Origin of the sequence: Pseudomonas kuykendallii (genome assembly GCF_900106975.1) — a bacterium.
In the GTDB taxonomy this organism is placed as follows: Bacteria; Pseudomonadota; Gammaproteobacteria; order Pseudomonadales; family Pseudomonadaceae; genus Pseudomonas_O; species Pseudomonas_O kuykendallii.
The window spans coordinates 1047768-1068352 of record NZ_FNNU01000001.1 but is presented as its reverse complement, the minus strand read 5'-3'; the positions used below and the strand labels follow the sequence as shown (position 1 = coordinate 1068352).

The following is a 20585-nucleotide window of genomic DNA, read 5'->3' as shown; positions in this document are numbered from 1 at the left end:
CGCAAGAGCGAGCTCGCATCGGCTCCGAGCATCGAGCGAGGTGATGTAATGAGTATATTCAGCCACTTCCAACAACGCTTCGAATCCACGCGCCAGGAGGAGCTGTCCCTCCAGGAATACCTCGACCTGTGCAAGCAGGACAAAAGCGCCTACGCCAGCGCGGCGGAACGGATGCTCATGGCCATCGGCGAACCGGAGGTGCTGGATACTTCGGTGGACTCGCGGATGTCGCGGATATTCTCCAACAAGGTCATCCGCCGCTACCCGGCATTCGCCGACTTCCACGGCATGGAAGACTGCATCGAACAGATCGTTTCCTACTTCCGCCACGCGGCCCAGGGCCTGGAAGAGAAGAAACAGATCCTCTACCTCCTCGGTCCGGTCGGCGGCGGTAAATCCTCCCTGGCGGAAAAACTCAAGCAACTGATCGAGAAGGTGCCGTTCTACGCGATCAAGGGCTCGCCGGTCTTCGAGTCGCCTCTCGGCCTGTTCAACGCCACAGAGGATGGCGACATCCTCGAAGAGGACTACGGCATCCAGCGCCGCTACCTGTCCACCATCATGTCCCCCTGGGCGACCAAGCGCTTGCAGGAATTCGGTGGTGACATCAGCCAATTCCGCGTGGTCAAGCTCTATCCGTCGGTGCTCAACCAGATCGCCGTGGCCAAGACCGAACCGGGCGACGAGAACAACCAGGACATCTCCGCGCTGGTGGGCAAGGTGGATATCCGCAAGCTGGAGGAATTCCCGCAGAACGATGCCGACGCCTACAGCTACTCGGGCGCACTGTGCCGGGCGAACCAGGGCCTGATGGAATTCGTCGAGATGTTCAAGGCACCGATCAAGGTGCTGCACCCGCTGCTGACCGCCACCCAGGAAGGCAACTACAACAGCACCGAGGGCCTCGGCGCGATCCCGTTCAACGGCATCCTGCTGGCACACTCCAACGAATCCGAGTGGCACACCTTCCGCAACAACAAGAACAACGAGGCGTTCATCGACCGCATCTACATCGTCAAGGTGCCGTACTGCCTGCGCGTGTCCGATGAAATCAAGATCTACGACAAACTGCTGATCAACAGCTCGCTGTCCAAGGCCCATTGCGCGCCGGACACACTCAAGATGCTGGCGCAGTTCTCCACCCTGTCGCGCCTGAAGGAGCCGGAAAACTCCAACATCTATTCGAAGATGCGGGTCTACGACGGGGAAAACCTCAAGGACACCGATCCCAAGGCCAAGTCGATTCAGGAGTACCGCGACAGCGCGGGCGTCGACGAGGGCATGACCGGCCTGTCCACGCGCTTCGCCTTCAAGATTCTTTCCAAGGTCTTCAACTTCGACCCCAACGAAGTGGCGGCCAATCCGGTGCACCTGCTCTATGTCCTCGAGCAGCAGATCGAGCAGGAACAGTTCCCCGCCGAGGTGCGCGAGCGTTATCTGCGCTACCTCAAGGAATACATGGCGCCGCGCTACATCGAGTTCATCGGCAAGGAAATCCAGACCGCCTACCTCGAGTCCTACAGCGAGTACGGGCAGAACATCTTCGACCGCTACGTGCTGTACGCGGACTTCTGGATCCAGGATCAGGAGTATCGCGACCCGGAAACCGGCGAGATCCTCAATCGCGTGGCGCTCAACGAGGAACTGGAGAAGATCGAGAAGCCTGCCGGCATCAGCAATCCGAAGGACTTCCGCAACGAGATCGTCAACTTCGTGTTGCGCGCCCGCGCCAACAACAACGGCAAGAACCCGACCTGGCTCAGCTACGAGAAACTGCGGGTGGTGATCGAGAAGAAGATGTTCTCCAACACCGAGGACCTGCTGCCCGTCATCAGTTTCAACGCCAAGGCAAGCAAGGAGGATCAGCAGAAACACAGCGATTTCGTAAGACGCATGGTCGAGCGCGGTTACACTGAGAAGCAGGTGCGCCTGCTCTCCGAGTGGTATCTGCGGGTGCGCAAATCGCAGTAACCCGCCTCAAGCCATAAGCACTGGCTACGCGTCCCCGGGCATCGTCCGGGGGTGCGTAGCCGGAGCTTGCTCCTCGGAGGGGCCTATGAGTTACGTGATCGACCGACGCCTGAACGGTAAGAACAAGAGCACGGTGAACCGCCAGCGATTTCTCCGGCGCTACCGTGACCACATTAAGAAGGCGGTCGAGGAGGCCGTCGGCCGCCGCTCCATCACCGACATGGAGCATGGCGAGAACATCAGCATTCCCGGCCGCGATATCGATGAGCCCGTGCTCCACCACGGGCGCGGCGGCAAGCAGTCCATCGTCCATCCGGGCAACAAGGAATTCACCGCCGGCGAGCGCATTCCGCGCCCCCAGGGCGGCGGCGGTGGTGGCGGCCAGGGCAAGGCGAGCAACTCCGGCGAAGGCATGGACGAGTTCGTTTTCCAGATCACCCAGGAGGAATTCCTCGAGTTCATGTTCGAGGACCTGGAGCTGCCGAACCTGGTGAAGCGCCACCTGGAGGGCAGCGATACCTTCAAGACCGTCCGCGCCGGGATCAGCAGCGAGGGCAATCCCTCGCGCATCAACATCATCCGCACCCTGCGTTCGGCCCATGCCCGGCGCATCGCCTTGTCCGGTAGCAGTCGTGCCAAGCTGCGCGCCGCGGAGATCGAACTGGAGCGGCTCTGGCTCGAGGAACCGGACAACTTCAGTGACATCCAGGAAGTCGAGGCTCTGATCGCCAGGCTGCGAGGTCGCATCGCCCGCGTGCCGTTCCTCGATACCTTCGACCTGAAGTACAACCTGCTGTCCAAGCAACCCAATCCCAGCTCCAAGGCCGTGATGTTCTGCCTGATGGACGTCTCAGGCTCGATGACGCAGGCGACCAAGGACGTCGCCAAGCGCTTCTTCATCCTGCTTTACCTGTTCCTCAAGCGCAGCTACGACAAGATCGAAGTCGTGTTCATCCGCCACCACACCAGCGCCCGCGAAGTGGACGAGGAAGAGTTCTTCTATTCGCGTGAAACCGGCGGCACCATCGTTTCCAGCGCACTGAAGCTGATGCAGGAAATCATGGCGGAGCGCTATCCGGTCAACGAATGGAACATCTACGGCGCCCAGGCTTCGGACGGCGACAACTGGAACGACGACTCGCCGATCTGCCGGGACATCCTGATCAAGCAGATCATGCCCTTCGTCCAGTACTTCACCTATGTCGAGATCACCCCGCGTGAACACCAGGCGTTGTGGTACGAGTACGAGGCCGTGCGCGAGGCCTTCGACGACAGCTTCGCCCAGCAGCAACTGGTTTCGGCCGGCGATATCTACCCGGTATTCCGCGAGTTGTTCCAACGGAGGCTCGCCTGATGAGCGCACGTGAACGCAGGGCCCAGCCCCTTTCCACCGGCTCGGAATGGACCTTCGACCTGATCCGCACCTACGACCGCGAGATCGGCCGGATCGCCGAGCGCTACGCGCTGGACACCTACCCGAACCAGATCGAAGTGATCACCGCCGAACAGATGATGGACGCCTACGCGTCGGTAGGCATGCCACTCGGCTACCACCACTGGTCCTACGGCAAGCATTTCCTCAGTACCGAGAAGTCCTACACGCGCGGGCAAATGGGCCTGGCCTACGAGATCGTGATCAACTCCGACCCGTGCATCGCCTACCTGATGGAGGAAAACACCATCTGCATGCAGGCGCTGGTGATCGCCCACGCCTGCTACGGGCACAACAGCTTCTTCAAGGGCAACTACCTGTTCCGCACCTGGACCGATGCCAGCTCGATCATCGACTACCTGGTGTTCGCCAAGCAGTACATCATGCAGTGCGAGGAGCGCCACGGTATCGATGCGGTGGAGGACCTGCTGGACTCGTGCCATGCGCTGATGAACTACGGCGTCGATCGCTACAAGCGCCCCTACCCGATCTCCGCCGAAGAAGAGCGGCGCCGGCAGAAGGACCGCGAGGAACACCTGCAGAAGCAGATCAACGACCTCTGGCGGACCATCCCCAAAGGCGCCGGCAAGGAGGATGGCCACGACAGCAAGCGGTTTCCCTCCGAACCGCAGGAGAACATCCTCTATTTCATCGAGAAGCACGCGCCGCTGCTTGAGCCCTGGCAGCGCGAAGTGGTGCGCATCGTGCGCAAGATCGCGCAGTACTTCTATCCGCAGCGGCAAACCCAGGTGATGAACGAAGGCTGGGCGACCTTCTGGCACTACACGCTGATGAACGACCTCTACGACGAGGGCCTGGTCAGCGACGGCTTCATGATGGAGTTCCTGCAGTCGCACACCAGCGTGATCTTCCAGCCCGGCTTCGACAGCCCCTATTACAGCGGCATCAACCCGTACACGCTGGGTTTCGCCATGTACACCGACATCCGCCGCATGTGCGAGAACCCCACCGACGAGGATCGCCGCTGGTTCCCCGAGATCGCCGGCAGCGACTGGCTGACCACGGTGAAATTCGCCATGAGCAGCTTCAAGGACGAGAGCTTCATCCTACAGTTCCTCTCGCCCAAGGTTATCCGCGACCTCAAGCTGTTCGGCATCCTCGACGACGACCAGAAGGACGAGCTGCTGGTCCCGGCGATCCACGACGAGAGCGGCTATCGCACCATCCGCGAACTGCTCGCCGCGCAGTACAACCTCGGCAACCGCGAACCCAACGTGCAGATCTGGAACGTCGACCGCCGTGGCGACCGTTCTCTGACCCTGCGCCACACCCAGCACGACCGCAAACCGCTGGGCGCGTCCACCGACGAGGTACTCAAGCACCTGCACCGGCTGTGGGGCTTCGACGTGCACCTGGAAACGGTGCAGGGCGACAAGGTCATGCACACCCATCACGTTCCGGCGAAGGGCGAGCACGACAACGACGGCGGCTACCCGCGACTCGATCTGGCCCTGCCGCCGATCTGACACTCCAACCAGGGCGCGTGATCGCCCCGGCCGTCTCTCGCGTAACGCGACGCAGGTGTGTCGCCGGCCGCCAACCGTTATCCTCCGCGGCTCGGAGGTGAACATGCAGATTTTCAAGGTGGGTGGGGCCGTGCGTGACCGATTGCTCGGGCGACCGGTTACCGAGGTCGACTGGGTGGTGGTGGGTTCGACGGCGGAGGAGATGCAAGCCCTGGGATTTCGCCCGGTGGGCGCCGATTTCCCGGTTTTCCTGCATCCGAAGACCGGCGAGGAATACGCGCTCGCGCGCACCGAGCGCAAGAGTGGCCGGGGCTATGGCGGCTTTACCTTCTTCGCCGATCCACGGGTCACCCTGGAGGAAGACCTGATCCGCCGCGACCTGACCATCAACGCGATGGCCGAGGACGAGCATGGTCAGCTGATCGACCCCTACCACGGCCAGCAGGACCTGCAGGCCAGGCTGCTGCGGCACGTCTCCCCCGCCTTCGCCGAAGACCCGCTGCGCGTGCTGCGCGTCGCCCGCTTCGCCGCGCGCTATGCCCCGCTTGGCTTTCGCGTCGCCGAGGAAACCCAGGCGCTGATGCGGCAGCTCGCCGTGTCCGGCGAGTTGCAGGCGCTGACGCCCGAGCGCAGCTGGAAGGAAATCTCCCGGGCGCTGATGGAACCGCGCCCCGACGTCTTCGTGCAGGTGCTACGCGACTGCGGCGCCCTCGCCGAACTGCTGCCGGAGGTCGACGCCCTGTTCGGCGTGCCGCAGCCGCCACAGCACCATCCCGAAGTCGATACCGGCGCCCACGTGCTGGCCGTGCTGCGCCAATGCGCCGAACACGACCAGCCGCTCACCGTGCGCTGGGCCTGCCTCCTGCACGATCTGGGCAAGGGCCTCACCCCGCCGGAGGAATGGCCGAAGCACATCGCCCATGAACACAAGGGCCGTAAGCCGATCACTGCGGTGAACGAGCGCTGCAAGGTGCCGCGCGAATGCGCCGAACTGGCGCTGCTGGTGGGCGAATACCACACCCATGCCCACCGGGCCCTGGAGCTGCGCCCCTCGACGCTGTTCGAACTGCTCCAGCACTTCGACATCTACCGCCGCCCGCAGCGCTTCGAGGAGTTCATCGCGGCCAGCGAGATGGATGCCCGCGGGCGTCTGGGCCTCGAACAACGCGACTATCCGCAGGCCGACTACCTGCGCGGCGCGGCCGACGCGGCGCGGGCGGTGGCGGTGCGGCCCTTGCTGGAGAGGGGTTTCCAGGGCGCACAGCTGGGCGAGGCACTGAACCGTGAGCGACTGGCGGCGCTGAAGGCTTACAAGCAGAACCGCGAGTAGCGTTCAGACCGGGCGCGGATGGCGCTCGATCAGGCTCGCGGGAGTCAGCGCGACGCCGCGCCACTCGAAGGCCACCGGCCACAAGGTCTGTTCGATCTGCGCGTCGCGCCAGAGCGCGGCGAAGCTGATGCCGCTGCCGGGGTGCAGGCCCTCTGGCACGAGCAGCGCCAGCGGCCAGAGCACGAAAGCGTTCTTCAGGATTTCCCCGCGCGGCAGGATCAGGCCGTCGAAGTTGCCAGTCATCTGGCCGTAGGTCAGCACGTCGATGTCCAGGGGCAAGCCGCGCCGATCCGGCGCATAGCGACCGTTGTCGGCCTCGATGAATTTGAGCCGGCGATCCAGCTCGCCGAGCGGAAGATCGGTCTGCGCCGACACCACCAGGTTGTAGAACGGTCCGCTCTTGATACCCACCGGCAGGCTCTCGAACACCGGTGAACAGGCGATGTTATGCAGGAAGCCGTCCAGCGCCTCCAGTCCGGCGCTGAGGTGCGCGGTGCGCTCGGTGTTGCTGCCAAGGCCCAGCAGGATCGGCGTCACAGGCTACCCCGGCGGATTTCCACACCGACCCCGCGCGCGCTGGGCACCGCGCCAGGCTTGGTCACCTTGAGCCAGAGGCCGGGCATGCCGAACTCGTCCATCAGGCAGGCGGCGAGCCGCTCGGCGAAGGTTTCCACCAGCTCATAGCGCGCCTCGGCGGCGAAGGCGGCGATCCGCTCGGAAACCGTGGCGTAGTCCAGCGCCTTGCTCAGGTCGTCCTGCTCGGCGGGCGCCCGGTTGTCCCAGGCGAACACCAGGTCGAGCCTCAGGCACTGGCGGATATCCCGCTCCCAGTCGTAGGCACCGATCACGGTGTCGACTTCCAGCCCGTCGATAAACACTCTGTCCACTTCGCTCTCCGCGGCACGACAAGGGGCCTGCGCCCCGCTAGAATCGGGACTCTCTCGCCCCGGGATGGATACCATGTTTTGGCTGTTGGCGGCCCTCGCCTACCTGCTCGGCTCGCTGTCCTTCGCCATTCTGCTCAGCCGCGTGGCCGGCGGCCCGGACCCTCGCGCCAGCGGCTCGGGTAACCCGGGCGCCACCAACATGCTGCGTGTGGCCGGCAAACGCCTGGCCATCCTCACCCTGCTCGGCGATCTGCTCAAGGGTTGCCTGCCGGTATTGATCGTCAAGCTGCTCGGCTTCTCCGTCCAGCAGCAGGCCTGGATCGGCCTGGCGGCGGTGGTCGGGCACCTGTATCCGCTGTATTTCGGTTTTCGTGGTGGCAAGGGTGTCGCCACCGCCGCCGGCATGCTGCTCGGTCTTTATCCACCGGCGGCGCTGCTCGCCGCGGCCGCCTGGCTGCTGACGTTCGCCCTCACCCGCATCAGTTCGCTGGCCGCGCTGGTGGCCACGCCGCTGACGCTGCCACTGCTGGCCTGGCAGCAACCCGGCGCCCTGCTGCCGATGAGCGCACTCTGCGCGCTGATCGTCTGGCGCCATCGCGGCAACCTGCGCGACCTGTTCGGCGGCCGCGAACGGCACTTCTGAACGACCGGAAAGTGCAGATCAAATCGCTGGAAGGGACTCCATCGGCCAACGCGCGTGCACCTTGATCGCCGGACCGTCCTGCTGCCCGGCAAGCAGCCGCTGGCAGCCGGCGTAGGCGATCATCGCACCGTTATCGGTACAGAACCGCGGGCGGGCATAGAACACATGGCCGCCGAATTCGCCGAGCATGCGCTCCAGCGACTCGCGCAGGGCCTGGTTAGCGCTGACGCCGCCGGCGATCACCAGGCTGTTCAGGCCGGTCTGCTTGAGGGCGCGGCGGCACTTGATGGTCAGCGTGTCGACAACCGCCTGCTGGAACGCCAGCGCCACATCGGCGCGCGTCTGCTCGCCGTCGTCAGCCGAGGCTCGGCAGTGCTGCCAGGTATTCAGGGCGAAGGTCTTCAGCCCACTGAAGCTGAAATCCAGGCCGGGCCGATCGGTCATCGGCCGCGGAAAGGTGAACCGGCCCGACGTACCGGCCTCGGCCAGCCGGGCGATTTCCGGCCCACCCGGATAATTCAGGCCCATCAGCTTGGCGGTCTTGTCGAACGCCTCGCCCGCCGCATCGTCGAGGGACTCGCCAAGCAGCTGGTAGCGCCCGATGCCGTCGACGCGAACCAGCTGGGTGTGCCCCCCGGAAACCAGCAAGGCGACGAACGGAAACTCGGGGGGCTGCTCTTCCAGCATTGGCGCCAGCAGGTGACCTTCCATATGGTGCACGCCGAGCGCCGGGATACCCCAGGCGAACGCCAGCGCCTGGGCGCAGGAAGCGCCCACCAGCAGCGCGCCGACCAGGCCGGGGCCGGCGGTGTAGGCGATCGCGTCGACCTGCCCGGTGCCGCAGTCGGCCTCGGCGAGAACCTGGCGGATCAGCGGCAGCATGCGCTTGACGTGGTCGCGCGAGGCCAGTTCGGGGACCACGCCACCGTAGACGCGGTGCAGGTCGATCTGGCTGAACAGCGCGTCGGCCAGCAGACCGCGCTCGCTGTCGTAGAGCGCGACACCGGTCTCGTCGCAAGAGGTTTCCAATCCCAGCACACGCATGGGCAGTGAGCTTCCCGCTAGGCAAATTCGAAGGCGTGCATGATAATCACCGCCCCGAGGGCAGACCAGTGCTTTTCGACTGAAGGGCTTTGCATTCTGCGGCATGAGACGTTACTATCCGCAACCCTTGAAAACCGACGTACTCCCAGAGCCGATTGCCGGGAGAGCGTTCCACCACCGGTATTAATGAAGGTACGACCTGGATGCCCGCCGTCAAAGTTAAAGAGAACGAACCCTTCGACGTAGCCCTGCGTCGTTTCAAGCGCTCCTGCGAAAAAGCCGGTGTACTGGCTGAAGTCCGCAGCCGCGAGTTTTACGAGAAACCCACTTCCGAGCGCAAGCGCAAGGCTGCTGCCGCAGTCAAGCGTCATGCCAAGAAAGTGCAGCGCGAACAGCGCCGTCGCGAGCGCCTGTACTGAGTTACAGCCTGCGCCGCTGACGCCCCGCATTGCCCGGCTTCTGCCGGGCTTTGCTTTTCAAGCGCCGACAGACTCCGCTTCGCCGATTGGCGATGGTCGGAGTTTTTTCGTTTTCGCCCACCGCTGATAGCGAGCGCCCGACGCACCCATGGCCGGACTGATTCCCCAGTCGTTCATCGATGATCTGCTCAACCGCTCCGACATTGTCGACGTGGTGAGCTCGCGCATCTCGCTGAAGAAGACCGGGAAGAATTACAGCGCCTGCTGCCCGTTCCACAAGGAAAAGACGCCGTCCTTCACGGTCAGTCCGGACAAGCAGTTCTACTACTGCTTCGGCTGCGGCGCTGGCGGCAACGCCCTGGGCTTCGTCATGGACCACGACCACCTGGACTTCGTCCAGGCCGTCGAGGACCTGGCCAAGCGTGCCGGCATGGAGGTGCCGCGCGAGGAAGGCGGCCGCGGTCAGAAAGCCCGGCAACCCACCGACTCGCCGCTCTACCCGCTGCTCGCGGCCGCGGCGGAGTTCTATCGCCAGGCGCTGAAAAGCCACCCCACGCGCAAGGCTGCAGTCACCTACCTGAAGGGACGCGGACTGACCGGCGAGATCGCCCGCGACTTCGGCCTGGGATTCGCCCCGCCCGGCTGGGACAATCTGTTCAAGCACTTCGGCGGCGATGCATTGCAGCAGAAGACCATGATCGATGCTGGCCTGCTGATCGAGAACGCCGAAACTGGCAAGCGCTACGACCGCTTCCGCGATCGAGTGATGTTCCCCATCCGCGACAGCCGCGGACGCGTGATCGCCTTCGGCGGCCGGGTGCTCGGTGACGACAAGCCGAAGTACCTGAACTCCCCGGAGACGCCGGTGTTCCACAAAGGCCAGGAGCTGTACGGCCTTTATGAAGCGCGCCAGAACAACCGCGACCTACACGAAATCATGGTGGTCGAAGGCTACATGGACGTCATCGCGCTGGCCCAGCAGGGCCTGCGCAACGCCGTCGCCACCCTCGGCACCGCGACCAGCGAGGAGCACATCAAGCGACTGTTTCGCCTGGTGCCCAACGTGCTGTTTTGCTTCGACGGCGACTCCGCCGGGCGCAAGGCCGCCTGGCGCGCCCTCGAATCGGCATTGCCGAGCCTGCAGGACGGACGCCGGGCGCGCTTCCTGTTCCTCCCCGAGGGAGAGGACCCGGACAGCTTGGTGCGCGCCGAAGGTACCGACGCGTTCCACGCGCGCATCAACCAGCATGCGCAACCGCTGGCGGACTATTTCTTCCAGCAGTTGACCGACGAAGCCGACCCGCGCTCGCTCGAAGGCAAGGCCCATCTGGCCACCCTCGCGGCACCGTTGATCGAAAAGATTCCCGGCGCCAATCTGCGCGCACTGATGCGCCAGCGCCTGAGCGAGATCACCGGCCTGCAGGGCGATGCATTGCAGCATATGGCGCACAGCGCCCCCGCGGTCGATGGCCCGCCACCGCTGGACGACGGCAGCGCCTACTACGAAGCCATGCCGGCGCACGAACACGATTACGAGCCGGCCGCTTTCGAGAAGCCCAACCCAGGCACCGGCGAGAGAAAGAAGTGGGATGGCAAGAAGGACTGGAAGAAGGACGGACGCAAGGGGGAGCCGAAACCGCGCGGCCCGCGCATTCCAACCGCCGTCGAATCACCGACGCTGACCGCACTGCGGACGCTTCTTCACCATCCGCAACTCGCGCACAAGGTCGAAGATGCCAGCCATTTCGCCGCGGAAGACGACACATACGCGCAGCTTTTGGTATCGCTGCTCGAAGCGATGCAGAAGAACCCCAAGCTGCGCTCGCTGCAATTGATCGCGCGCTGGCACGGCACCGAACAGGGTCGGCTACTGCGGGCGCTGGCCGAGAAGGAATGGCTGATTTCGGCCGATAACCTTGAACAACAGTTTTTCGACACTATAACTAGGCTTGCAGCCCGCCAACGCGAGCGAAGCCTCGAACACCTGCTTCGTAAAGCACGTCAAAGTGAGTTGACCGCCGAAGAGAAAGACCAGCTTCGGGACCTGCTCAGTCGAAATGCATCTCCCGTCTCCCCGACCTCAACTGGCGCGTGAGGTCAAGGCTCAGCTATAATGCTCAGCTTATTTTTTGCCCGCCAAGACCTAAGTGGATAGGGTGTTATGTCCGGAAAAGCGCAACAGCAGTCTCGTTTGAAAGAGTTGATCGCCCGCGGTCGTGAGCAGGGTTACCTGACTTACGCGGAGGTCAACGACCACCTGCCGGAGGATATTTCCGATCCGGAACAGGTGGAAGACATCATCCGCATGATCAACGACATGGGGATCAACGTATTCGAGAGTGCTCCGGATGCGGATGCCCTGTTGTTGGCCGAAGCCGACACCGACGAAGCCGCCGCTGAAGAAGCCGCTGCCGCTCTCGCTGCCGTGGAAACCGACATCGGCCGTACCACCGACCCGGTGCGCATGTACATGCGCGAAATGGGCACCGTGGAACTGCTGACCCGCGAAGGCGAGATCGAAATCGCCAAACGCATCGAGGAAGGCATCCGCGAAGTCATGGGCGCAATTGCCCACTTTCCCGGCACCGTCGACTACATCCTCGGCGAGTACCAGCGCGTCACCAGCGAAGGTGGCCGTCTGTCCGACGTCCTCAGTGGCTATATCGACCCCGATGACGGCAGCGCGCCGGCCGAGGAAGTCGAGCCCGTGCAGCCGCAAACCGACGCCGCTGCCGCCAAGGACGACGAGGAAGAGGACGATAGCGACAGCGAAGACGAGGAAGAAGGCGACGGCGGCCCGGACCCGGAGGAAGCGCTGCGCCGCTTCACCGCCGTTTCCGAACAGCTGGACAAGGCCAAGAAAGCCCTGAAGAAGCATGGCCGCGCAAGCAAGCAGGCCGTTGCCGAACTGCAGGCACTGGCCGAGCTGTTCATGCCGATCAAGGTCATTCCGAAGCAGTTCGAAGTGCTGGTCAGCCGCGTCCGTGGCGCCTTGGATCTGGTTCGCCAGCAGGAACGCGCGATCATGCAGCTGTGCGTTCGCGATGCCCGCATGCCGCGCGCCGACTTCCTGCGCCAGTTCCCCGGCCATGAAACCGACGAAAGCTGGGCCGCCGGACTGGCCAAGGGCAAGAGCAAGTACGCCGAAGCCATCGGCCGCCTGCAGGACGACATCGTCCGCGCCCAGCGCAAGCTGGCCGCGCTGCAGGACGAAGCCGAGCTGACCGTCGCCGAGATCAAGGACGTCAACCGTCGCATGTCCATCGGCGAGGCCAAGGCCCGTCGCGCCAAGAAAGAGATGGTCGAGGCGAACCTACGCCTGGTGATCTCGATCGCCAAGAAGTACACCAACCGCGGCCTGCAATTCCTCGATCTGATCCAGGAAGGCAACATCGGCCTGATGAAGGCGGTGGACAAGTTCGAATACCGTCGCGGCTACAAGTTCTCGACCTACGCCACCTGGTGGATTCGCCAGGCGATCACCCGCTCGATCGCCGACCAGGCGCGCACCATCCGTATTCCGGTGCACATGATCGAGACGATCAACAAGCTCAACCGCATCTCCCGCCAGATGCTGCAGGAGATGGGTCGCGAGCCCACTCCGGAAGAGCTGGGCGAGCGCATGGAGATGCCCGAGGACAAGATCCGCAAGGTATTGAAGATCGCCAAAGAGCCGATCTCCATGGAAACGCCCATCGGCGACGACGAAGACTCGCACCTGGGCGACTTCATCGAGGACTCCAGCATGCAGTCGCCGATCGACGTGGCGACCGTGGAAAGCCTCAAGGAAGCGACCCGCGAAGTGCTCTCCGGGCTGACCGCTCGTGAAGCCAAGGTGCTGCGCATGCGCTTCGGCATCGACATGAATACCGACCACACCCTCGAGGAAGTCGGCAAGCAGTTCGATGTCACCCGCGAGCGTATCCGCCAGATCGAAGCCAAGGCGCTGCGCAAGCTGCGCCACCCGTCGCGAAGCGAGCACCTGCGTTCGTTCCTCGACGAGTAACCACAGAACCCCAGCCACAAGCTGGGGTTTTGCTTTCTGCTCAATGGCTTGGCGCGTGGCGACGCGCGCCCTATAATCCGCCGGCCCTCAAGGGCGACCCGCACCACCGCCGAGCGACATAGGTCGTCGGCATCGCAACAAGGGCCTTTAGCTCAGTTGGTTAGAGCGCGCGACTCATAATCGCTCGGTCCCCGGTTCGAGCCCGGGAAGGCCCACCATTTCTCCAGCACCCCGCCGAAACACCGCGTCTTGCTTTTCGCACACTGCCCATTCCGTGTTAAATTACGGTCACAATCTAAGCGGAGGCATGTCCGTGCGATATTCGGAAGACCACAAGGCGCGCACCCATCAGCGCATCATCGACGAAGCCTCCGAGCGGTTTCGCCGCGACGGCATCGGCGCCACCGGCCTGCAACCCCTGATGAAGGCGCTGGGGCTGACCCACGGCGGCTTCTATGCGCACTTCAAGTCGAAGGATGAGCTGGTCGAAGAAGCGCTTCGCGCGGCATCCAGCAACCTGAACAGCGCCCAGAACAATACCCTGAGCGGCGACCTGCGCACGCTGATCAGCGGCTACCTGTCCACCGCGCACCGTGACAATCCCGGCAAGGGCTGCCCGCTGCCGACAATGTCCTCCGAGCTGGGCCAGCGCGGCCAACCCAGCAGCACGACCGACGAACTGGTGCGCAACCGCCTGGCGAATCTCGAAGGCAAGATCGGTGGCGCCCAGGCCGAACGCGACAGCATCGGCACCTTCTGCGCCATGCTCGGCGCGCTGATGATCTCGCGCAGCGTGGTGGATCCCGAGTTGTCCGAACGCATCCTCGACACGACCCGCGACTGGCTCATCGAGCAGACCTGCGACCCCCGCGACTGAACGCCCCCGCTTGCTCTCACAGGAGAGCGCCTTTGCGCAGCAGCATGTTGACCGTCATACAAAACCAATAAAGGAACAGCCATGAACGAAGCCGAACGAACCCGCAAAATCGAGGAGTGGAATGCCGTGGAGGCCGCCATGCGTGCTCGCCTCGCCGCGCCTGGCAGCACCAGCATCGAGCAGCTGCTCGAACTGGCACCGACGGAATACCTGGCCGGCATAGGCAGCGGCGACTTCCCCAGCCCGGCCATCGGCGACCTGATAGGTTTCTACCCCATCGAATGGTCCGAGGGGCGCTTTGTCTTCCAGGGCACGCCGGGAAAGCGTCACTACAACCCGCTCGGCAGCGTACATGGCGGCTACGCCGCGACGCTGCTGGACTCCGCCATGGGCTGCGCGGTGCACACCGGACTGAAGAAAGGCCAGGCCTATACCACCGTCGATCTGCGCATCAGTTACGTACGCGCGCTGACCAGCGATACCGGTCCGGTCCGGGCGGAAGGCACGATCGTCCACATCGGCCGTACCATCGCCCTCGCCGAAGGCCGCATCTACGACGTGGACGACCGTCTCTACGCCACCGGCACCACGACCTGCATGATCCTCGGCCCCCGAGGCTGACGGAGCCTGCCGGTATCGATCGCCCCGCGGGGTGATCGATACCAGCCACTGGCTCAGCCCTGCCAGCGCCTGAACAGCACGCTGGCGTTCACCCCACCGAAACCGAAGCCATTGGACAGTGCATGCTCTATGCGCATCGGGCGCGCCGCTCCGTGAACGATGTCGACACCCTGCGCCGCTTCGTCTAGGTGCTCCAGGTTGAGCGTCGCCGGGACCTTCTGATCGCGCAGCGCCAGGGCGGTGAAGATCGCCTCGATGCCGCCGGCCGCGCCGAGCAGGTGGCCGGTGGAGGACTTGGTGGACGTCACCGCAATACCGCCTTCCGCGCCGAACAGCGCCTTGATCGCCGCCAGCTCGCCCTTGTCACCGACCGGCGTCGAGGTGGCGTGGGCGTTGAGGTGCTGCACCTGCGCAGGCGCGATGTCCGCCTGGCGCAGCGCCAGCTCCATCGAGCGACGCGCGCCATTGCCATCTTCCGGCCCGGCGGTGAGGTGATAGGCATCGGCACTGGTGCCGTAGCCGACCAGCTCGACGATCGGCAGCGCGCCCCGGGCCAGCGCATGTTCGAGCGACTCGATCACCAGCACACCGGCGCCCTCGCCCATGACGAAGCCGTCGCGATCACGGTCGAACGGCCGCGAGGCGCGCTCGGGCGTCTCGTTGAAATCGCTCGACAGTGCCCGGGCCGCGGCGAAACCGCCCAGACTGACACGGTCGATCGCCGCCTCGGCGCCACCGCACACGGCGATGTCCACCTCACCCGCGCGAATCATCCGCGCCGCATCGCCGATCGCCTGCACGCCCGCCGCGCACGCGGTGACCGGCGCACCCAGCGGTCCCTTGAAACCATGCTGGATGGACACGTGACCCGCCGCGAGGTTGACCAGGAAGGACGGAATGGTGAACGGCGAGAGGCGCCGCGGGCCCCGGCTGTCGGTCGTCCTCACCGCTTCGGCGATGGTGCCAAAACCGCCGATACCGGACGCGATGATGGTCGCCGTGCGCTCTTGCTGAGCCGCGCTTTGCGGGAGCCAGTTCGCCTGCTCCAGCGCCTCGCGAGCAGCGGCGAGGGCGAGCAGGATGAAGCGATCCATCTTCTTGCGCTCCTTGGCCGGCGCGGCGCGCTCCGGGTCGAAACCGGCCTCTGGGTCTTCCTCCAACGTCGGCACCGCACCGCCAATCGCCGTCGGCAGGTCGGCGACGACATCGTCAGGCAGTCGCCTGATGCCCGACTGACCGGCCAACAGGCGGCGCCAGACGATTTCGGTCCCACAACCCAGCGGCGAGACCAACCCCATGCCGGTCACCACGATTCTCGTTGCAGTCATATCCAGCCTCCAGGGCGCCGGAAAAACCGGACACCCAGATAATAAAAAGCCCGCCGCAAAGGTTCACGGCAGGCGTAAGGGCGCTGCGTACCCGCAGCGTCCGGGGGAACTTCAGGCGGCGTCTTCGCCCGCCGACTTGTAGCGCTTGGCGGCCTGGCTCAACGACAGGTTGGGCATCAACTTCAGGCGCGCGGCAGCGAACGCCTCCCAGTCGGCAACGTCCGGCAGCGCGGGGATGGTGACGTTCTCGCCCAGGTCGAGACCGGCCAGCGCGGCATCGACCATCTCCATGGTTTCCATCACCATGCTCGCCGGGAAGCCGTCCACGTCCAGCCCGGCCCGCTCCCAGATTTCCGTCCGAGTCGCGCCCGGCAGCACCGCCTGGACGCGGACGCCCAGCGGCACCAGCTCGTTCTGCAGGCTCTGGGTGAGGCTGAGGACATAAGCCTTGGTGGCGTTGTAGGGGCCGTTGAACAACTCCGGCGCCAGCGCCAGCACCGAGGCGATGTTGATCAGCGTGCCGCCGGCAGCCGCACCGAAACGCGTGCCGGCGGCGATCGCCAGCCGCGTCAGGGCGACCACGTTGAGCTGGACCATCTGCTCGAAGGCGTCCAGATCGGTTTCCAGCGTCGTACCCTTCACCGCGATGCCGGCGTTGTTCACCAGCAGGCTGATCGAGTCGTCACTGCGCAGGCGCTGCTCGACGCGCAGCAGATCCGCCTTGTCGGTGAGGTCGGCGCGCAGCACCTCGACCTTCACCCCGGTCTCGCTGCCCAGACGCGCAGCCAGCGCATTCAGGCGCTGCTCGTCGCGCGCCACCAGCAGCAGATCGTAGCCGCGTTGAGCGAGACGTTGCGCATAGCCGGCGCCGATTCCGCTGGAAGCTCCGGTAACCAGTGCCACGCCTTTTCGTGAAGGGACGCTCATGTGTTGCTCCGCAAGTAAGAGATCGTGGACTTATATTAATACCATAATTTAATGATCGCCAAGCCTTTGATGAGCACTCACGAAACAGCCATACGAGTAAGTGAAAATGGAATTCTGGAAACGAAAAAGGCGCCATAAGGCGCCTTCGTCGTCAAACACGAGCGCTATCAGCTTTTGCTGGCGCGCTTGCGGTCGTTTTCGTTGAGGAACTTTTTGCGCAGACGGATCGACTTCGGCGTCACTTCGACCAGCTCGTCGTCGTCGATGAATTCCAGCGCCTGCTCCAGGGTGAACTTGATCGGCGGAACCAGGGCGATGGTTTCGTCCTTGCCCGAAGCGCGCATGTTATCGAGCTTCTTGCCCTTGGTGGGGTTGATCACCAGGTCGTTGTCACGGCTGTTGATGCCGCACAGCTGGCCTTCGTAGATGTCCTGGCCAGGCTCGAGGAACAGCTTGCCGCGATCCTGCAGGGTTTCCAGCGAATAGGTCAGCGCCTTGCCGGTGGCCATCGAAACCAGCACGCCGTTGAGGCGGTGGCCGACGTCGCCGACCTTGATCGGACCGTAGTGGCTGAAGGTGCTGGTCAGCACGCCGCTGCCGGAGGTCATGGTCAGGAAGGCGTTACGGAAACCGATCAGGCCACGTGCCGGCACGGTGTATTCCAGGCGAATACGACCCTTGCCATCCGGAACCATGTTGGTCAGGTCAGCCTTGCGCAGACCCATCTGCTCCATGATCGGACCCTGGTGCTGCTCTTCGATGTCGATGATGACGTTCTCGTAGGGCTCCTGCTTCTCGCCATTCACTTCCTTGATCACCACTTCCGGACGGCCGACGGCCAGCTCGAAGCCTTCGCGGCGCATGGTTTCGATCAGTACGGAGAGGTGCAGCTCGCCACGGCCGGAGACCTTGAACTTGTCGGCCGAATCGCCTTCCTCGACGCGCAGGGCGACGTTGTGCAGCAGCTCCTTCTCCAGACGCTCCTTGATGTTGCGGCTGGTGACGAACTTGCCTTCCTTGCCGCAGAACGGCGAGTCGTTGACCTGGAAGGTCATGGAAACGGTCGGCTCGTCGACGGACAGCGGCGGCAGGGCTTCGACGGCCTGCAGATCGCAGAGGGTGTCGGAGATGTACAGCTCGTCCATGCCACTGACGCAGACGATGTCACCGGCCTGGGCTTCGGCGACTTCGACACGGTGCAGGCCCGAGTGACCCATGATCTTCAGGATGCGGCCCTGACGCTTCTTGCCATCGGCGCCGATGGCGACGACCGGGGTGTTGGTCTTGACCTTGCCGCGAGCGATACGGCCGATGCCGATGACGCCGAGGAAGCTGTTGTAGTCCAGCTGCGAGATCTGCATCTGGAACGGGCCGTCGATATCGACCTTCGGCGGCGGAACGTGGTCGACGATGGCCTGGAACAGGGCATCCATGTGGTCGTCCATCTTCTCGTGATCGAGACCGGCGATGCCGTTCAGGGCGCTGGCGTAGACGATCGGGAAGTCGAGCTGCTCGTCGGTGGCGCCGAGGTTGTCGAAGAGGTCGAAGATCTGGTCGATGACCCAGTCCGGACGCGCGCCCGGACGGTCGATCTTGTTCACCACGAGGATCGGACGCAGACCGGCCTTGAACGCCTTCTGGGTCACGAAACGGGTTTGCGGCATCGGGCCGTCCTGGGCGTCGACCACCAGCAGCACGGAGTCGACCATCGACATCACGCGCTCGACTTCACCGCCGAAGTCGGCGTGGCCGGGGGTGTCGACGATGTTGATGTCGTAGCCGTTCCACTTCAGTGCGGTGTTCTTGGCGAGAATGGTGATGCCACGCTCTTTTTCCTGGTCGTTGGAGTCCATCACGCGCTCGCTTTCGAGCTCTTTGCGGTCCAGGGTGCCGGACAGGCGCAGGAGTTTGTCCACCAGGGTGGTTTTGCCATGGTCGACGTGGGCGATGATGGCGATGTTGCGGAGATTCTCGATCACAGTTCTATATCTCGTTTGTGGCACCGGGCTGAAGGTCCGGGCTGGAAGCGTGCTTTCCCCGTCGCCGATCACGGAAACGGGGCCTGAAACGGTAGGGCTCAGGCGTCGGGAGGGCGGTGGCGGATACTCCCGCCGAACAGCCCGGGCTGCTTAAGACGGGCGATAAACACGTACATTCGCATGCCCCTCGCTGAGCAGATGGTGAGCGTGCAGACGGCTCATCACGCCTTTGTCGCAGTACAGCAGGTACTGGCGGTTTTCATCCAGTTCCTTGAACTTGCTGTTGACGGCATAGAACGGCAGGTTGCGCACTTCGATGCCGGACAGTTCGAGCGGCGCCTCTTCCTGGTCGTCGGGGTGACGGATGTCGATCACCACCTGCCCCGGCAGCGCCTGGGCGATCTCCTCGATCTTGACGTCCTGCCCCAGTTCGTCGATCACCCGGTCCACGGTCATCCGCCGCGAACGCTGCAGCGCCCGTTCGAGAATGGCCATGTCGAACTGCTTTTCCTCGTATTCGATACGCGCCCGCTTGGCGCGGGTGGTCGGGTTTACCGAGATCACTCCGCAGTATTCCGGCATGTGCTTGGCGAACTCGGCGGTGCCGATTTCGTAGGCGGTATCGATGATGTCCTGCTTGTGCGCCGCGACCAGAGGGCGCAGCACCAGCATGTCGGTCGCCGAATCGATCACCGAGAGATTCGGCAGGGTCTGGCTGGACACCTGGGAAATCGCCTCGCCGGTCACCAGCGCATCGATTTGCAAATCTTCGGCCAGGCGCGTGGCGGCGCGCAGCATCATGCGCTTCAACACCACGCCCATCTGGCTGTTGTCGACCTTCTCCAGAATCTCGCCGAGCACTTCCTCAAACGGCACGCTGATGAACAGCACCCGGTGCGATTTGCCGAACTTGTCCCACAGGTAATGAGCGACTTCCATCACCCCCAGCTCGTGGGCACGACCGCCAAGATTGAAGAAGCAGAAGTGCGTGAGCAGGCCGCGACGCATCATCTGGTAGGCCGCCACCGTGGAGTCGAATCCGCCGGACATCAGTACCAGCGTCTGCTCCAGCGAGCCCAGCGGGTAACCGCCGATGCCATTGTGCTGGTGATGGATGACGAACAGGCGTTCGTGCCGAATCTCCATGCGCACTTCGACTTCCGGCTGCTTCAGCGAGATGCCGGCGGCACCGCACTGCTGACGCAGCTGGCTGCCGACGTAGCGCTCGATCTCCATCGAGGTGAAGCTGTGCTTGCCGGCTCGCTTGCAACGCACGGCGAAGACCTTGCCAGCCAGTTGGTCACCGAAATGCAGCTTGCACTTCTCCAGCACGTCGTCGAAATCGCCCAGCGGGTATTCGTGCACTTCGAGGAAATGGGTGATGCCCGGAACGCAGGTCAGCCGCTCGATGATCTGGCGCAGGACCTTCGGGTCCTCCACACGGGTCAGCAGCTCGAGGTTGTCCCACACGCCTTCCACACTCACGTCGGCATCCAGGTCGCGCAGAACCGTGCGCACATTCTTCGCCAGCTGGCGGATGAACTGCTTGCGCACCGGCCGGCTTTTGATGGTGATTTCCGGGAAGACCTTGACGATGAGTTTCATGGAAACAGCGCGTGCACGAAGCAGCCGAA

The 20585-nt window shown here is 63.8% G+C and carries 17 protein-coding genes and 1 tRNA gene; 11 read left to right on the top strand and 7 right to left on the bottom strand.

Annotated features, from left to right (window positions below; all coding sequences use genetic code 11):
- Positions 1-48 precede the first annotated feature (48 nt).
- The 4 genes from BLV15_RS04830 to BLV15_RS04815 all read left to right on the top strand — a co-directional run bounded on the left by BLV15_RS04830 (position 49) and on the right by BLV15_RS04815 (position 6220).
- Entirely contained in the window at positions 49-1971 is a 1923-nt protein-coding gene (locus tag BLV15_RS04830; protein WP_090225075.1) for a PrkA family serine protein kinase, read from the top strand.
- Positions 1972-2056: 85 nt separating this feature from the next.
- Positions 2057-3325 (top strand): YeaH/YhbH family protein, encoded by a 1269-nt coding sequence (locus tag BLV15_RS04825; RefSeq protein WP_090225073.1) that lies wholly within the window; start codon positions 2057-2059, stop codon positions 3323-3325.
- A complete protein-coding gene (locus BLV15_RS04820) occupies positions 3325-4890 on the top strand; it encodes a SpoVR family protein (protein WP_090225071.1) in 1566 nt (521 codons plus the stop codon). The genes BLV15_RS04825 and BLV15_RS04820 overlap by 1 nt, the downstream gene beginning before the upstream one ends.
- Positions 4891-4993: 103 nt before the next feature.
- Positions 4994-6220 (top strand): multifunctional CCA addition/repair protein, encoded by a 1227-nt coding sequence (locus BLV15_RS04815; protein WP_090225070.1) that lies wholly within the window; start codon positions 4994-4996, stop codon positions 6218-6220.
- 3 nt (positions 6221-6223) lie between these two features.
- Here BLV15_RS04815 and folK read toward each other — a convergent pair whose 3' ends face one another.
- Complete coding sequence (gene folK / locus BLV15_RS04810; protein ID WP_090225068.1) at positions 6224-6757, bottom strand: 2-amino-4-hydroxy-6-hydroxymethyldihydropteridine diphosphokinase; 534 nt, start codon at positions 6755-6757, stop codon at positions 6224-6226.
- A complete protein-coding gene (gene folB / locus BLV15_RS04805; protein ID WP_090225067.1) occupies positions 6754-7107 on the bottom strand; it encodes a dihydroneopterin aldolase in 354 nt (117 codons plus the stop codon). Before folB ends, folK begins: the two co-directional genes overlap by 4 nt.
- A 73-nt stretch (positions 7108-7180) precedes the next feature.
- On the opposite strand from folB, the gene plsY reads away from it, so the two are divergent.
- The gene (gene plsY, locus BLV15_RS04800; protein WP_090225225.1) at positions 7181-7750 is read left to right on the top strand and encodes a glycerol-3-phosphate 1-O-acyltransferase PlsY; all 570 of its coding nucleotides are present in this window, start codon (positions 7181-7183) and stop codon (positions 7748-7750) included.
- 18 nt (positions 7751-7768) lie between these two features.
- On the opposite strand, the gene tsaD is transcribed toward plsY, so the two are convergent.
- Complete coding sequence (gene tsaD / locus BLV15_RS04795; RefSeq protein WP_090225065.1) at positions 7769-8794, bottom strand: tRNA (adenosine(37)-N6)-threonylcarbamoyltransferase complex transferase subunit TsaD; 1026 nt, start codon at positions 8792-8794, stop codon at positions 7769-7771.
- Positions 8795-8997: 203 nt separating this feature from the next.
- Between tsaD and rpsU the strand changes: the two genes are divergently transcribed.
- The 6 genes from rpsU (at position 8998) to BLV15_RS04765 (ending at position 14717) form a co-directional block, all read left to right on the top strand.
- Positions 8998-9213 (top strand): 30S ribosomal protein S21, encoded by a 216-nt coding sequence (gene rpsU, locus BLV15_RS04790; protein ID WP_010795989.1) that lies wholly within the window; start codon positions 8998-9000, stop codon positions 9211-9213.
- 148 nt (positions 9214-9361) lie between these two features.
- Positions 9362-11308, top strand: a complete 1947-nt coding sequence (dnaG, locus tag BLV15_RS04785; protein ID WP_090225063.1) for a DNA primase — start codon at positions 9362-9364, stop codon at positions 11306-11308.
- A gap of 66 nt (positions 11309-11374) precedes the next feature.
- Positions 11375-13219, top strand: a complete 1845-nt coding sequence (gene rpoD / locus BLV15_RS04780; protein ID WP_090225062.1) for an RNA polymerase sigma factor RpoD — start codon at positions 11375-11377, stop codon at positions 13217-13219.
- 141 nt (positions 13220-13360) lie between these two features.
- Positions 13361-13437 (top strand) — tRNA-Ile (locus BLV15_RS04775).
- Positions 13438-13532: 95 nt separating this feature from the next.
- A complete protein-coding gene (locus tag BLV15_RS04770; protein WP_090225223.1) occupies positions 13533-14096 on the top strand; it encodes a TetR/AcrR family transcriptional regulator in 564 nt (187 codons plus the stop codon).
- Between the two features lie 81 nt (positions 14097-14177).
- The gene (locus BLV15_RS04765) at positions 14178-14717 is read left to right on the top strand and encodes a PaaI family thioesterase (RefSeq protein ID WP_090225060.1); all 540 of its coding nucleotides are present in this window, start codon (positions 14178-14180) and stop codon (positions 14715-14717) included.
- A gap of 53 nt (positions 14718-14770) precedes the next feature.
- Here the strand turns inward: BLV15_RS04765 and fabF are convergent, their stop codons facing one another.
- The 4 genes from fabF to thiI all read right to left on the bottom strand — a co-directional run bounded on the left by fabF (position 14771) and on the right by thiI (position 20556).
- Complete coding sequence (gene fabF / locus BLV15_RS04760) at positions 14771-16045, bottom strand: beta-ketoacyl-ACP synthase II (protein ID WP_090225059.1); 1275 nt, start codon at positions 16043-16045, stop codon at positions 14771-14773.
- Between the two features lie 111 nt (positions 16046-16156).
- Positions 16157-16972, bottom strand: coding sequence for an SDR family NAD(P)-dependent oxidoreductase (locus tag BLV15_RS04755; protein WP_090225057.1), 816 nt, complete (start codon positions 16970-16972; stop codon positions 16157-16159).
- A 167-nt stretch (positions 16973-17139) separates the two neighbouring features.
- Positions 17140-18951, bottom strand: coding sequence for a translational GTPase TypA (gene typA / locus BLV15_RS04750; protein ID WP_090225056.1), 1812 nt, complete (start codon positions 18949-18951; stop codon positions 17140-17142).
- A gap of 150 nt (positions 18952-19101) precedes the next feature.
- Entirely contained in the window at positions 19102-20556 is a 1455-nt protein-coding gene (gene thiI / locus BLV15_RS04745; protein ID WP_090225054.1) for a tRNA uracil 4-sulfurtransferase ThiI, read from the bottom strand.
- Positions 20557-20585: the final 29 nt, after the last annotated feature.